This is a genomic window from Pseudoalteromonas luteoviolacea (assembly GCF_021654285.1).
GTDB lineage: Bacteria > Pseudomonadota > Gammaproteobacteria > Enterobacterales > Alteromonadaceae > Pseudoalteromonas > Pseudoalteromonas luteoviolacea_J.
Window position 1 is genome coordinate 134,310 of the sequence record NZ_JAKFZS010000004.1, and the last position, 17,221, is coordinate 151,530.

The following is a 17,221-nucleotide window of genomic DNA, read 5'->3' on the forward strand; positions in this document are numbered from 1 at the left end:
TGAGCCAAAAGCACAGCCGTGCTTTTGGCGTGATGTGGCCTTTAAAGAGAAGAAGCATAGTAATGGAAACAATGAATATTGATGGGGCTCCATTAAGAGTCTTGGTGCTTGGTGCAACCTCAGATCTTGGGCAGAGAACCTGCCTTGATTTAGCAAATAAAGGTTACGAACTCCTACTGATAGGACGAAATGAAAAAACCTTGGGTGAATTGGTTGAGTCGTTACCTGGGCAGCATAAAACGGCCGTGGCTGATTTGAATATGCCAGACGAATTGACGCCACTCATTATCGACAATGCCAAGCAATATGGTGCATTTAAAGGGGCTGTATTTTGTGCAGGCGTACACGCGATGACTACGCTGCGCCAATCCAGTTATGCTGACTTTGAGCAGATTTACCGTATTAACTGCGGTGGTGCGCTGGCCATGATTAAGGCATTTACGCGCAAAAGCGTAAGAAATGCAGCAGGTACAACTTCACTTGTTTTGCTGTCATCAGTCAGTCAGTCAGCGGGTGAGGCGGGCATCTCCGGCTACGCGGCCAGTAAAGGGGCGCTAGGCAGTTTAAGTCGCTGTGCAGCGTTGGAATTGGCTAAAGATCGTGTACTGGTCAATTGCATTGCCGCAGGCATGATCCAGACCAAGCTTAATGATGGCTATCAAGGTATGGCGCAACCGGGTCACTTTGAAAAGCTAGCCAGCATGCACCCGCTAGGATTTGGCTCACCAGAGCATGTTTCAAAAGAAATTATTAATTTATTAGAAAGTGAATGGACCACAGGTAGCACTGTGTATGTCGATGGAGGCTACACATGTGCTTAATCACTGACAGTAATCAGTTAAATCATAACGCTCGCGGCGTTGAATGTCTTTTTATGCCATCACAAAAATAATAATGGAAGTATAAACCCAATGCGTAACGAACACACTCTCCCTCTTTCTCAGCGCCAATTACAAGTTTGGCAAGGTCAAGAAATTGCACCAACGAGCTCAGTTTTTAACGTCTCTAGTGCACTTAAAATTACCATGGACGATTGTTTTGAACAGCTACAAAATGCGCTTGTTCAATTACAGCAACGTCACCCAGTGATCCACAGTAAAGTGGAGCTGACAGCGGATACACCGGAACTCATTTTCCAAGAGGGCGCGGTGCAGTGGCAAGCTATGGCGGACACTGCTTTGAATGTATCCGAGTTATGCGATCAGTATAATGCGCAATTTATTGATACCAGCGTGCGTAACTTTGAGTTTTACTATCAAGTACTGACAGACTCTGAGGTGATTGTGTTGATCAAAGGTCACCACATCGTCTGTGATCAGTGGTCTTTACAAATTTTAGTGAATGATTTGCTGAGACTTTTATCGAGCGAGGATGGCAGTTCAATATTGACACCAGATATTGAATATTACGCTGCTAAAGATCAAAACTTTGCCGATGTGCAGGTGAGTCCAGTGGACTTCATCATGAAAAAGCCACACAGCGCTGATGCCAGTGACGAGGTTGCCGTGCTATTAGACGATACCTCTGAGTGTATTGAATCGATAAAGCAAGTGGCCGCTGAACACGGTATCAGCCCTTACTGCGTTATCCTTGCAAGTACTATTTTAACGGTGAGCCGTTTGACTAACGATGAAGACGTCACCATTGGTGTACCGATCGCCAGAAGAACGCGTAAAAATCGTTACTTGTTAGGTCATTATGTTGATTTAGAAGCGTTGTCTATCACGGCGGTTCATCAAAAGTCACTGATTGAGTTATTACAGACCATCAGTGAGCAGCTGACTGCACTGCTTTTGAATAAAGCCCCATCAGGCTTGAGTAGCAAGAACATCAATGTGGTGTGTAACTATCTTGCACAGCTAAAAACGTCTCATATTATTCCAGGCTTGATGCAGGTGCTTGCAGGCTTACCTGAACAGCAGCTCCGTTTGGGTGAAGATAATGCGGTCACTGTGGAAGGCGTGCTATTAACACCAGTTGTGGCACAGTTTGAGTTAGACTTTACGTTATTTGAAACAGGTTCACAGTTGCTGCGAAAAATTGTTGCAGCAGACGCGCAATTTAATACCCAGGCTATACAAGAAATTGGTGAAATACAAAAACGGTTTATTTCGCATCTAGCGCAAGATGATGCCCATCAAATATGTGGCTGTATCAGCACCCTGACTGAGGCACAAACACATTTGATTGAACACCAGTGGAATGACTTTCCTGCAAAATACCCAGAGCACAATCTAATTGATGGCTTTGACTTACAAGTAGCACAGTACCCTGAACGCGTCTCTGTGATCACGTCAAGTCGTCAAATTGATTATCATACCCTGAGTGAATACCGCTATGGTATTGCCTACCAAGTGGCCTCAAAAGCAGCTAATCGCGGTGAGCTGGTGGCTGTTATGTGCGAAAAGAGTGAGTATCAAGTCGCTGCACTGCTGGCCATTAATACCGCAGGGTGTGCTTATTTGCCAATCAACGTAGCTTGGCCAAATTCTCGTATTCATCAGGTTTTATTGGCAGGCGGCGTGCAGCAGGTATTAATTTCGAAAACGTTATTCGAGCGTATTCAAAATGAACCATGGTTGAGCGAATTCCAATTCACTTTAGTTGAAGAGGCCGCCGCAAACAGTGCAAAGGCAGATTGCCTATGGCGAGAAAGCTTAGCCTTGCCTCTGCCGCATGAGATTGCGTATGTGATCTTCACATCGGGCAGTACTGGCCAGCCCAAAGGGGTGGTGATCACCCACGAAAGTGCCATGAATACCATTTTTGCTGTTAATGCGCGTTTCGAGGTTATGCCAGAAGATCGTATTTTTGGTATTTCGGATTTGAGCTTTGATTTATCTGTATACGATGTGTTTGGTGCCTTGGCCGTGGGGGCTGCAATTGTGCTGCCTGAGCAAGACAAAGTGCAGGACACAGATCATTGGTTAGACATGGTCGAAGCGCACCAAGTGACAATTTGGAATACGGTCCCACAGCTTGCGCAACTGCTCGTAAATGAACAAGCATTACAAGCACGCAATGTGGATAGTTTGCGTGTTTACATGATGAGTGGAGATTGGATCCCACTGCGTCTACCTACGCAGCTAAGCGCTATGACACCTCATGCCATCGTGATGAGCTTAGGTGGTGCTACTGAGGGCAGTATCTGGTCAATATGGCATGAAATAAAAACAGTTGAGCCGGATTGGCAGAGTATCCCTTATGGCTTGGCAATGCCGAACCAAGCGATGTGGGTGCTGGATCAATATGGCAATCATTGTCCTGCTGGTATTTTGGGTGAAATTCATATCGGTGGCATTGGGGTCGCTCAGGGCTATTTTAATGACCCAGAGCGTACTAATCTTGCATACTTTGAACACCCTAAACTTGGCCGACTATATCGTACTGGCGACAACGGTTGTTGGAATGAGAAAGGCTATATTGAATTCAAAGGCCGTAAAGATTTTCAGGTAAAAGTACGTGGCTACCGTATCGAAATGGGCGAAATTGAACACTGCTTGTTAAAGCGCCCTGAAATAAAACACGTTGCGGTGATTGATAAAGTGCACAATCAACAAAAAGCGCTGGTTGCCTATCTAGTTGGAGAGCGTAATGCATCGATTGATTTAGACGATGTGAGACAGTTTGTGGCAAAACAGTTACCAGAGTATATGGTACCGGCCGCTTTTGTGGTGATAGATGCATTGCCGTTAACGCTCAATGGCAAGTTAGACAGAAAAGCATTACCAGAGCCTGAGTTTAGCGCCTGCACTGAATACCAAGCACCGCGCAATGAATTAGAGACAGAACTCTGTGATATCTGGCAAGGTGTACTGGGTCTTGAAAAAGTGGGCATAAACGATAACTTCTTCCAAATCGGTGGCGACTCAATCGTCAGTATCAGTTTGGTATCAGCCCTGAGACGCGCGGGCTACTCCCTTAAGGTGAAAGATATTTTTGTCGCGCCAAGTGTGGCGGAATTGGCAGAATTTATCACCGATAATGATGATGTCGCGGAAGTGGAGGTGCTGTCAGAGCAAGGGGTTTTATTAGGTGATTTTGACCTGCACCCAACGCAAAATTGGTTCTTTGCACAAAACTTTGCCAATGTTCACCACTTCAACCAAGCATTTAGTGCCTACTGCCCGAATGACTTATCTCATGATGACTTAAATGAGGCGCTAACCACACTGAGCTATCAGCATGACATGTTACGCAGCCGATGCATTGTTGAGCGTAAAAACCGTTACTGTGAAGAAGTGTTGTTTGAATTAACTGAACTGGATATCTCTTTGTTGGATGAGGCACAAGTCAGTGACACCTTGAGCACTTTACAAGCCAGCTTGGATATTTTTGCAGGCCCGACATGGCGTGTGGTCAGATTAAAAGGGTATAGCGATGGCCGCGATAGACTGTGTTTTATTTTCCATCATTTGATCATAGATACCGTCTCTTGGGGCATTTTACTTAACGACCTTGAGCAACTTATTGCTGGACAAAGCCTGTTGGCAAAGCAAACCAGTTATCGTCAGTGGGTGGATGGACTGGCGCAATACGCAGCGCGTAATCAAACGCAAACGGCGTATTGGTCTGAGGTGTTAGCAGGACAGCCTAGTCCACAGCCCTTGCATTCATCACAGCAATTATCCTTGTCTTTATCGATTGAGCAAACAGAAGTTTTGTTACAGCAAGCCGCTCAAGGCTATAACACGCAAACGCAAGAGTTGTTACTCAGTGCGCTTGCCATTGCCATGGAAACTGTATTTGGGTCAAAGTCTCATCATATTATGCTCGAAGGCCATGGTCGAGAAGCCATTGATGATGCACTCGAAGTGAACCAAACAGTGGGGTGGTTTACCAGCCTATACCCAGTTAAGCTCGAATGTGCGCAATCTATAGAGCAAACCATTGCTGCTAACAAAGACATGTTGCGCGCTATTCCTGATAAGGGCATTGGTTTTGGTGCGCTGTATCAATTCGACCCTGAAAAGTTACCTGCGCCGCTGCCAAAAGTATGCTTTAACTACCTTGGGCAGTATAAAGCGGCTGAGCCTGCTGATTGGCAAATTACCGGGGAGCCTGTTGGCGCAGCGGTTAGCGCTGACAATGACAGCGACTTAATGCTCAATGTGTTGGGATTAATTAAACAGGATGCGTTGAGCATTGAGGTTGAATCCAGACTTGCGCCAGCGCAAGGTGCGCAATTTGTTCGTGCCTTTGAGCGTGCACTTGAGCAGGTGATTGCTCAAGGTGTGATGGCAATGCAATCTGGCGGGGTGAGCACGCCAAGTGACTTCCCGCAGGCGAAGATTAGTTTTGAGCTGCTGCAAAACCTCCAGTCACAGGCTCCTGTAGAGGCTTTATATCCTGCCAATAGTTTGCAACAAGGTTTTATTTATCATGCCTTAAATCAGCCAGATGATGACGCATACCGAGTACAATTGCTGGTGGACTATCATACTCAACTAGACCTTGAACTGTATCGAGCAGCTTGGCAACTAGCGACAGATAAACACCCCGCGCTACGTATGGCATTTAATTGGCAAGCGCAAATGCTGCAAGTGATCAGCCAAAAGCTTGTGCTCAGTGATGCGCATTTCAAAGTGGTAGATCTCACTACTTTGCCAGAAGGTGAAAGCGCGCAAAAAATGAATGAGCTACTCACTCAAGATAGGCTCACAGCGTTTGATTTGGCAAAGCCTGGGCTCTTTAGAGTGGTGGTGTTCAAGCACAGCGACACCCATTATAGCGTCCTAAAAACGGAGCATCACAGCATTGGCGATGGCTGGAGTGTCGGGAATCTACTGGAGACAGTCAACGGTTTTTACAACCAGCTGAAAGCCGGTGAACAGCCCGTTATCCAACATGACCATGCTTATCAAGCCGCGCAGGTGTACCTGTATGAAAACAAAGACAAAACGGATGCATTTTGGCAGCAAAAAATGCCTGAATTTGAGCATGCCAATGACATTAATTACCTGCTGAGCCAGTCATTTGATTTAGCCAATGAGCGCGTCATCACTGAACCTGCACGCAGCCAGTTTGTGATTGCAGGTGATGAGTTTAGTGCGTTAAATCAAGTGTGTAAGCATGCAGGTGTGACGCTCAATGCTGCCATGCAATTTGTTTGGCACAAGTTACTGCAAAGCTATTGCCAAGATCAGCAAACAATCGTTGGGACCACAGTATCTGGTCGAGATATGCCTGTTGCGGATATTCATTCAAGTGTAGGTCTGTTTATCAATACCTTACCTCTGGCGGTAAATTGGCAAACGGATGCAACGATCACACAGATGATGTCGCAAATTCAGCTGGAAATCGCCGATATTAATACCCACAGTGGTGCAGAGTTATCTCGTGTACAAAGCCAAGGGGATGCGTTATTCCATACTTTATTTGTGTTTGAGAATTATCCAATTCCAGAAGTGCAAGAAAGTGATGCTGAGCGCGTAGAGCAGGCAATGCAGTATCGTGAGACGCGTGAGAAAAGCGATTACCCGATCACCGTTATTGTCACTGCCACACCGGATCAGGTTGAGTTTTCTTTGAATTATTGTACACGGCAAATTAATGCGTCTCAGGCTGAGCAATTAATCGCGCAGCTGCAAATTATCGTTAATGCCATCGCTACTGAAGTTGAGCAGCCACACAGTCAAATTAGCTTGCTGTCAAAGCAACAAAGCCATGAGTTGCTGATGCAAATTCAGCCGCAAGTTGGGCCACTCCCTGAGCGTGGCAGCTTGAGTGAGATTTTTGCCGAACAAGTGCAAAAGTACCCAAATAATACAGCGCTTAAGTTCCAAGACAAAGCGCTTAGCTATCAAGCCTTAGATGCACAGTCGACGGCGCTGGCTAAGGCAATTTTAGCGCGAGACCCCAGTATTGCCTCTGCCACAAGCCAAGCGCCGGTTTACATTGGTCTGTATTTTGCTCCCAGCCTTGAGTTGTTAGTGAGCATGATGGCGATATTAAAGCTTGGAGCCACCTATGTGCCTTTGACGCCAGAGTATCCAAAATCACGTAGCCAGTTTATTTTGAGCGACACACAAACGCCCATATTGCTTTGTGAAGCAGGGTTAGAGGCGGACCTTTCGCAAGTACTCGATGGCTTAGATACATCTGTGCAAGTATTCAGTTATGACGAACTCAGTCAGGAAGAAGTGGATATCGACTTGTCTGTGGTGAATACCACAGCAGATGATCTGGCATACGTGATTTACACATCAGGCACCACAGGACAGCCCAAAGGCGTGATGCAACCGCATCACAACGTGGTACGACTGTTTGACTCTTGTGAGCAAGCGTATCAGTTCACCGAGCAAGATGTGTGGGTGATGTACCATGCTTGTACCTTTGACTTTAGTGTGTGGGAAATTTGGGGCGCGCTATTACACGGTGGCTGCCTTGTGATCCCTGACAAAGCCTGCACCCGTGACCCACGTGAGTTCATTGCTTTGTGTCAAAACCAAGGCGTCACGGTATTAAACCAAACGCCGAGTGCTTTCTATTCTTTCACTGACACCGCGGTATCGCAAAGTGCACAGCTACCTGCGCTGCGTTATGTTATTTTTGGTGGAGACAAGCTTAATATGGCGCGCCTTGCCCCTTGGTGGCAGGCCTATGGTGATACGCACACTAAGTTAATCAATATGTACGGCATCACAGAAACTACCGTGCATGTGACATATCAGGAACTCTCACCGGATAACAATCAGCATCAATCACTCATTGGTCGACCATTGAGTGACATGTCAGCGTATGTACTTGATGCCAACCAAAACCTCGTGCCAGTTGGAGTTGTAGGTGAATTGTATGTCGGTGGGGCTGGTCTTGCTCGCGGCTATTTAAACCGCGAAGAGCTGACCCGTGAGCGCTTTATTGAAAACCCATTTGCTGCGCAATTGCCTGCTTCTCATGAATCCCGCTTGTACCGCAGTGGTGACTTGGTGCGCCGACTTGCTGATGGTCAGCTAGAGTACATTGGCCGAAATGATGAGCAGGTTAAGATCCGAGGCTTTAGAATCGAGCTGGGAGAAATTGAAAACATTCTCATTGCACATCAAGATGTGAAGCAAGCAGTTGTGATCCCGCGATTGCTGCAAGGCACACAGCAATTGATTGCGTATGTGGTATCACAAAGAGAAACCGCACTTAACCATGACGTGCTAAGCACGTATTTAGCTGAGCAATTGCCAGAGTACATGGTGCCCAGCGCCATTATGGCCATTGAGCAAGTGCCACTGACTGTAAACAACAAAGTCGATCGTAAAGCCTTACCAGATCCTGTATTTGATGCACAAAGCGATTATGTGGCACCGACCACTGAACTTGAGAGCCAGCTGTGTGATATTTGGCAGGCGTTACTTGGCCTTGAAAAAGTGGGGATTGATGAGCACTTCTTCCGTATCGGCGGCGATTCAATCATTAGTATTCAATTGATGTCGCAGCTGCGCTTATTGGGCTATACGATCAAAGTGAAAGACATCTATGAATCACCGACTGTGGCGCAATTGGCGAAAAAGCTAGCGCAATTGCCGCAAGCCCAGACAGTAGAGACAGAGCAAGGAGTACTAACAGGTGAGTTTGATTTACTGCCTGTACAGTCTTGGTTCTTTGACTTAGGCCTATCGCAACCTAATCATTGGAACCAGTCATTTATGCTGACGGTACCTGAAGCGCTAACCACGTCGCAAGTTGAGCAGGCATGCCAGGCTTTGGTTGAGCACCACGATATGATGCGCGTCCGTTTTGCGCTGCAAGGTGATACTTATCGTCAATCTTATTTATCTTTTAACGAGTTAGATTTGGCTGCTTGGTGTGGTGTCGCTCAGATAGATGCGACCGGGCTCTCTGATACGCAAATTGGAGCGCAGTTGAGCCAATGGCAGCAAAGTTTTGATCTTAATGATGGGCCGTTATTTAAGCTGGTACATCTGCAAGGTTATGGCGATGGTGTTGCGCGGGTTTGTTTTATTTTCCACCATTTAATTATTGATGGTGTGTCGTGGCGGGTGTTGTCACAAGATATGCAAACCTTGCTAACGGGTAAAACATTGGCGGCAAAAACCAGCAGTTATCGCCAGTGGGTTAAGAGCATGCAAACCTACCCAACAGATCACAGCAGTGAGTTGAATTACTGGCAACATGTGGTTGAGCATAGTAATGCACTCAATGTTACTGAATCTGTCAGTGAACACTCCCTGTCTTTGTCGGCTGAGCACACACAAATGCTACTAAGACAGTCAAACGAAGGCTACAACACGGAAATCAATGACTTATTGTTAGCTGCGTTAAGCTTAACTTTGCCGCAAGTATTATCTGGTACAGAGCATGTGATCACGTTAGAAGGTCACGGTCGAGAAGACATTGATGAGCACTTAGATGTATCGCAAACCCTAGGCTGGTTTACCAGCTTATATCCAGTGAAGTTAACAGCTTATGACGACCTTTCATCAGCGGTGGTGCAAACCAAGGAAATGTTGCGCGCCGTGCCGAACAAAGGGGTAGGTTATGGGGCCTTTTTCCAAGGAGGCCAAATTACTCAAAAGCTGCCACTGATTAGCTTCAACTACTTAGGTCAGTTCAATAGTAGCGCTTCGGGCGTAGAGAGTTGGCAGATTGTTCAAGAGTTTTGTGGGCAGTTAATTGGCGAGCAAAATGAGATGGCATTGATGCTTAACATTAACGGCATGATTGACTCTGACCAACTGGTGTTTTCAGTTCAGTCGCGTCTAGGCCTGCAGCTCAGTGCTGATTTTGAACGCTACTTTGCGACAAACTTGCAACATGTGATTGAACATACCGCACATATTGCCGATCAGGGCGCAGTCGCCACCCCTAGTGACTTTATTGCCAATGACTTATCCGTAGAGCATCTTGCGCACTTAAACAGCGTACTCGAAGAGGCTGATTTGGATGAGCAAGACGATACCTGCGACGACAACATCATGGAGATTTAAGCAATGTTACTTATCAAGGAAATCAGCGCACATAACCTGTCTATTTGGGCAGAGCAAGGTAAGTTAAAACTGGCTTTTGGCAATGCGTCTCCGGATCCGCAGCTGGTGAATAAAATCAAAGCCAATAAGCCGGAATTAATTGCATTTTTGAGTGAGCAAAACATTGACTCGGCGAAAGCGTTTAAACGTTATATCCAGAGTCAAACTGCGCCTTCGCGTGGTATTGAGTCGGTGAGTCCGGCAAACAGCTTGCAACAAGGGTTTATTTATCATCATTTGAACCAGCCAGACGATGATGCATATCGTGTGCAAATGATGTTGGATTATCAAGAGCCGCTGAACGTCCCTTTGTACCAAAAGGCCTGGGAGTTAACCTCTTTAAGGTTCCCTGCGCTGCGCACTTTTTTTAACTGGGATGAAGCCCTGTTGCAAATTGTCTCACCCAAAGCGAGTATTGATAGCAATAGTTTTTATTATGAAGATATTAGCGCATTAGGTGAAGTAGAGCGCGCAGCGAAAATAGATACGTTGCAGCAAGCAGAGCGCGCAAAAGGGTTTGATTTGTCAAAGCCGGGCTTGATCCGCATTTCACTTATCAAGCAAGCAGATGACTTATACACCTTACTAAAAACGGAGCATCACAGCATCAGTGATGGCTGGAGTGCGCCTTTGTTGCTGCGCAGCGTCCATGAGTATTATGAGCAGTTACTCGGTGGCACAGTGCCGACGGTTGAGGTGGAAACGGCCTACATAGCAACGCAGCAGTATTATCAGCAACACCAAGTGCAGACACTGCAGTATTGGCAAGAAAAAAAGCAGCAATTTGAAGGGGCAAATGACATCTCAGAGATGTTGAGTGCGCCCCTTGATTTGACCAAGCCGATGCAGGTCACAGAACCTGATACACAACAATTGATGGTCACAGGCGCTGAGTTTCATGCGCTCAAAGCGATGTGCCAAAATGCTGGGGTGACACTCAACGTGGCATTACAATTTTGTTGGCACAAGCTTATCCAGGTTTATGCGGGCGATGAGCAAACCACCGTGGGGACCGTTGTCTCGGGTCGTAACCTACCAGTAGAAGGCATCGACAACAGTGTCGGTTTGTTCATCAACACCTTGCCATTGCAAGTGTTTTGGCCAGAAGATGCGTCTAGTGCGCAAATCATGGCAGAGATTCAGCTGTCGATTGCGTCACTCAACAGCGCCAGTAGTGTTGCACTGGCTGAGTTACAGCCGCAAGGTGAGCGGTTATTCCATACCTTGTTCACTTTTGAAAATTACCCGATCAATCATCAAGGTGATACGCGTAAGTGGCAGCTCAAAAAGGTGGTTGAGAAAATTGATTATCCGCTGTCCCTTGTTGCGACAGAGCAAGGGAATACGCTCGATATAGCCATTAACTACAGTGCAAATTGGCTAGATGCTGACAAAGCGGGCAAGCTGGTATCGCAGCTTAAAGTGCTGCTTGAGCAGCTGGTGGAAGCGCCAGAGCAACCGCATCAGCAATTAGGGTTGTTGACATCTGCTGAGTGTGAGGCAATCACGCAGCAGTGGCACTGCCAACAAGCGCACTTTGAGTTTGAAAACGACATTGCTGGCATGATTGCCCAGCACGCACAAGCTATGCCAGACAAGGTGGCTGTTAAAGCAGGGAAAACTACTTTAAGTTATCAGCAATTAAACGAGCGAGCAGAGCATTTAGCAAACACCATAGTGCAGCGCCTTGCTCAGCAAGGTGAATCGGTACAAGCCGATACCTTGATTGGGCTGTATTTGAGTCCAAGTGCTGACATTCTGGTGGCCATGTTGGCGGTATTGAAGTTAGGAGCGGGATATGTCCCCATCTCACCAGATGCCCCAGAGGATAGGGTGCAGTTTATCTTGTCTGATACAGACATGCGCTTGGTCCTGACGCAATCACAGTATGCCCATCGACTGGATACTTGGTTGACAGGAACGCAAGTTGGTTTCATCAGCTGTGATAAACCCATGTTGGTGTTGGATAATTCACAAGCTTTTGCTGAGCGTCGCTGCCGCATGAATAACATTGCATATGTCATATATACCTCAGGCACCACAGGCAAGCCAAAGGGCGTGATGGTAGAGCAAGCGCAAGTACTTAATTACTTTTTTGGGGTGCAAAGTACTTTATCAAATGCCTTAGAGGTATGTGATTTTTCGACCAACTATTGCTTTGATTTGACCGTGACAACCACCTTATGCCCACTCATGGCAGGTGGAACTGTGTGTGTTTATCAGGGTGACATTGCCAATGTGTCAGCATATCAGGCACATTTGGCAGACAATCAAGTGCGTTTTGTAAAAACCACGCCAAGCCTTGCCAACCTCTTATTGGCTGACAGTGAGATAACCTTGCGCAGCTTAATGGTCGGCGGTGAAGCACTGACGAAGCCAGTTATTGATAAGCTCTCAATGGTTACGGAGACATTGATTGATGAATATGGTCCAACAGAGGCGACAGTAGGCGCCATGAACAAATGCGTTGACCCAAGCCAAGTGGTCAACGGCATCGGGCATGCTTATCCCAATGTGGCGTTGTATGTTTTGTCATCGGCACTTAAACCTGTGCCAGTAGGTGCAATTGGCGAGTTATATATCGGCGGGGCAGGGGTGGCCAGAGGCTACTTAAATCGCGACGATTTGACACAATCGCGCTTTATTCAAAATCCATTTGCAAGTAGTGATGATGTGTACAATCAACGGATTTACAAAACGGGTGATTTAGTTCGTTGGCTCGACAATGGTGAAATTGAATACCTTGGCCGTAACGACAACCAAGTTAAAATTCGCGGTTATCGAATTGAGCTTGGTGAGATTGAGCACGCCATATGTGATGTTGAGGGGGTTCAAAGTGCGGCCGTCATTGCGGATAAAAGCCATGCAGATGGTGCGTTACATGCTTACTGGATTGCCAGTGTAGGCAGTACTGCCTGTGAGGAAAACATTAACGCATATTTAGCGTCAACATTACCAAAATACATGGTGCCAGCCAGCTATACACAATTAGAGGTGTTCCCTTTAACAGGCAATGGTAAGTTGGATGAAAAGGCACTGCCCGTTCCTAATCAAAGCGTTAAACAGAGTTACAAAGCGCCAAGCAGTGAGCTTGAGTCGACCTTATGTGCGCTTTGGCAACAGGTGCTCAATGTTGACTCTGTGGGTGTGGATGATAACTTTTACGAGTTAGGGGGGAATTCAATTACGGCGATTCGTTTATCTGCGGCCAGCCGCAAAGCGCTTAAGCGTGATATTCCTCTCGAAGTGCTGTTCACTCATAATACCGTCGCCAAGCTGGCTAACGTCATTGATGCATCACAGGCCATTGTGATCCCTCGCAGTGATACGGAATCTTTACCGCTGTCGTTCGCACAGGAGCGATTACTCTTTATCGACAGCTATGAAAAAGGCAGTAGCGCGTATCATATTCCAGCCTTGTTTGAAGTTGGAGAGTCGCTAAACCTGGATGCATTTCAAAAAGCACTTAATCAAGTTGTGGCCCGCCATGAGGTATTAAATTCGGTATTTAACACCCAAGATAACGGCATTTTAAGTCAGCACACATTACCGTCAAATATCGCTATTGTACAGCACTCGGTGGCGGATGAAATTGCCCTTGAAGCGCTTGTTAGTGAACTGGCCTCAAAACCATTCGAGCTATCGCAAGATAGCCCAATGCGGGTGTATCACATTAGCCGTGCATCCACCCAGTATTTGCTTTTTGTGTGGCACCATATCGCATTTGATGGTTGGTCGACGTTCGTATTTACTGAAGAGCTAACGAAAGCGTATCTAGCAGCGTTGAATGGTAAAGCCGCTCAACTGCCAGAGTTGAGTATTCGTTATGCGGACTATGCAAAATGGCAAAGAGATTATCTACAAGGTGAGACTCTGAGCAAGTTACAAAGCTACTGGAAAGGCGCGCTGCAAGGGTTTGAAACATTGGATCTGCCTTATGACAGGGCAAGACCAAACCAAGTGAGCTATGCAGGTGAGAACCTTGATTTAGCCCTAGATAAAACGCTGTCCAAGCAGGTTAAGGACAGTGCTAAAGCACAGCAAACCAGTGTGTACACTGTGATGCTGAGCGCGTTGTATGTCACATTGGCGAGTGTATCTGGGCAGCAAGATATTGTGGTTGGTACGCCTTCGGATAACCGTCATCATAGCCAAGTGCAGGCGCTTATCGGGTTTTTTGTCAATTCGATGGCGCTGCGTAGCCAAGTTGATACAAACAGGAGTGCGAGCGAGTTTATTCAGCACACGCATCAGCTGGTTACCCAAGCGAAAGTGCATCAGGATTTACCATTTGAACAAATAGTGGAGCTGTTGGCGTTAGAAAGAGACAGCTCGCGCCATCCTATTTTTCAGGTGATGTTTAGTGTGCAGAGCATGAATGCCGAGCAAATCGTGCAGGGTGATTTGCAGTTAAAGCCAGTGCTAAGCGATAAGCTCAGTGGCAAGAGTGCGAAATATGATTTGACCTTAGTCGTTGATGACAGCACAGAGCAGCTGAGTTTGCAGTTTAACTACGCGACCAGTTTATTTGAGCAAGCGACCATCGATGCATTTGCACAGCGTTATGTTCGAATACTTAAAAGCATGCTGGCGGCGCCTGCTGACGCGTTGCATCACATTAATGTACTGAGTGACGCTGAGCGCACACAAGTATTAGAACAATTTAATCAAAAGCCCGTGCATACACCAAGCTCACTCTCTATTCATCGTATTTTTGAGCGTGTAGCCAACAGGCGTAGCAGTGACATTGCTGTGGTGTGTGGCGATGAGCAATTGACATACCAGCAGCTTAATCAAAAAGCCAATAAGCTTGCTCAATTTATCCGTCAGGCCTATGAAATAGACCAAAAATCCACGATTAAGCCGGATACTTTAATTGCGCTCTATTACCCACAAAATATCGATATGGTGGTGGCCATTCTAGCGGTGCTCAAAGCAGGCGCTGCGTATGTCCCGTTGTCGATGGATAATCCTGATGAGCGCACACGCTTTATTGCCCGCGATGCAAATGTCTCTTTGGTACTTACCCAAGCGGACTATCATGCTGAGTTATCGGGTGTTTTTAATACCGACTCGGGACCGAGTGTCTTAGTTGCCGAACATGTCGGTGGTGAAAGCATCGAGAATTTGGACGTGGATACGGATTTAACGAGCTTAGCGTATGTCATTTATACCTCAGGAACCACGGGGCAACCAAAAGGGGTTGAGATTGAGCACCATGCGGTAAATTCTTTTGCACTGGGCAACAATTACTTGGATGCGACTAAAGTGCGCCGTATTGCCAGTATGTCGTCTTATGCATTTGATGGATTTATTTTTGATGCCATGTTCAGTTTGCTCAATGGCTTGTGTGTGCATTTAGTGGATAAATACACACGACTCTCTCCAGAGTTATTTGCTCAGTATGTTGAAGCGCATAAAATCGATGCGAGCTTTATGACCACCGCATTATTTAATGCACTGGCAACCAGTGGACAGCTTAAAAATAGCCCGCTTAAGCACATTTTGTTTGGCGGCGAGCAGGTTAATTTAAATGTGGTGAATGCCTTTAAGCAAAGTACACCGCAGGTGAAGTTAAGTCATGTATATGGTCCGACAGAAACCACAGTGTTTGCCTCAGTCTGTCATCTTGATGATAGTCGAACCAATGCGCCCATTGGTCACGCCTTAACAGGCAAAACTTTATATGTATTAGATCCGATGGGGGAGCCAGTTCCTGTGGGTACACCGGGTGAGCTTTACATTGGCGGTGAAGGGCTTGCTAGAGGGTATTTAAACCGTCCAGATCTCACGGCAGAGAAATTTGTTACAAACCCATTTGTAGACATTTCAATAAACAGCCATATCGAACCTCGCATGTATCGCACGGGAGACATTGTAAAGTGGCAAGCTGATGGCAATATAGAGTACGTTGGTCGAAACGATAAACAAGTGAAGATACGCGGCTTTAGGATTGAGCTGGGTGAAATCGAGAGCGCCATTTGTAGCGTTGCTGGGGTGAAGCAAGCTGCGGTAATTGCAAAGCAAAACGGGACTGAAAAGTATCTCGCAGCGTATGTTGTGAGCGACGATACCGATGCTGATAAAGCAGAGCAGATCATGGGATATTTGCAGACTGCGCTGCCCGACTTTATGGTGCCTTCTGCGATGACGTTACTTGATAATATTCCACTCAATGTCAACGGCAAGCTGGATGTAAAGTCTTTGCCAGAACCTAATTTTATTAAAAGTGATGAATATGTAGCGCCACGCGATGCCCTTGAACTTAAGTTATGTGAGTTATGGCAATCTGCACTAGGTCACTCGCAAATAGGGATCAGCGATGACTACTTCAAGCTTGGCGGGACTTCAATTGCTGCGATTAAACTGACACGAGTAATAAATCAAACCATTAACTGTAGGCTCTCTGTGGCTGATTTGTTTAAATCTCCTACCGTACGAGGCCTGGCAAGTTTGGTACGTAATCAAGCGCGTGACGGGCAATTAGTGAAACGCTTAAATGACTTTAGCGACGGCTTACCAACGCTTGTGATGGTCCATGCTGGCAGCGGCGGCTGTGAGGTTTATCAAGGGCTTGCAGCAGAGTTAAACGGGTCGTTTAATTGCTTAGGCGTTGATAACTATAACCTCATTAATGACAAAAAAATTAGTCAGTTAGATGAGCTTGCCAAGGTGTATTACGATGAAGTGTGCGCTCAGATTGAAGCTGATAAAGTTTGTCTCTTAGGCTGGTCACTGGGGGGCAATATCGCACTAGAAATGGCAGGTTTATTTGAAAGAAACCACAGTGCTGACATAAAAGTGCTGCTTTTAGACACTATTATCAAGTCTGGTAAACTCAAAACGCTGACGCAAGAATTTGAGTCTGAGAATGAGCAATTATTTGTTGTACGCATGCGCGAGCTTGGCCACGAGAAAGGCAGTATTGAGGCGATGATAAAAGCACGTAAAGCGGAAGGGCGGTTGGATTTATGTCCATTGAGCCAACCGCTGAAAACGACTCAGGTGCATTTATTTAAAGCAGGTCAATATGAGGCGCAGGTGTCGGATGCGCTGACACGTGAATGGTCACAAACGCTGGATGCTATTTCGGATAACAACGTGGAAGCATTTATCGGTGGTAAAGTAGATTGTACTTTACTTAAACAGCGAAATCATGGTGATATCTTGCAAAGTCATGCTGAAATCAAGGCCGTATTGGAACATGAGTTTGGTTTTGGCAATAAAGGTTAAAAGGTATT

Annotated in this window: 3 protein-coding genes; all 3 read left to right on the forward strand. The window is 46.3% G+C overall.

Annotated features, from left to right (window positions below):
- The first annotated feature begins 62 nt into the window (after positions 1 to 62).
- Positions 63 to 821, forward strand: coding sequence for an SDR family NAD(P)-dependent oxidoreductase (locus L1077_RS04740; protein ID WP_237135804.1), 759 nt, complete (start codon positions 63 to 65; stop codon positions 819 to 821).
- Positions 822 to 911: 90 nt separating this feature from the next.
- Entirely contained in the window at positions 912 to 9,941 is a 9,030-nt protein-coding gene (locus tag L1077_RS04745) for a non-ribosomal peptide synthetase (RefSeq protein WP_237135805.1), read from the forward strand.
- 3 nt (positions 9,942 to 9,944) lie between these two features.
- Complete coding sequence (locus tag L1077_RS04750) at positions 9,945 to 17,213, forward strand: non-ribosomal peptide synthetase (protein WP_237135806.1); 7,269 nt, start codon at positions 9,945 to 9,947, stop codon at positions 17,211 to 17,213.
- The last annotated feature ends 8 nt before the right edge of the window (positions 17,214 to 17,221 follow it).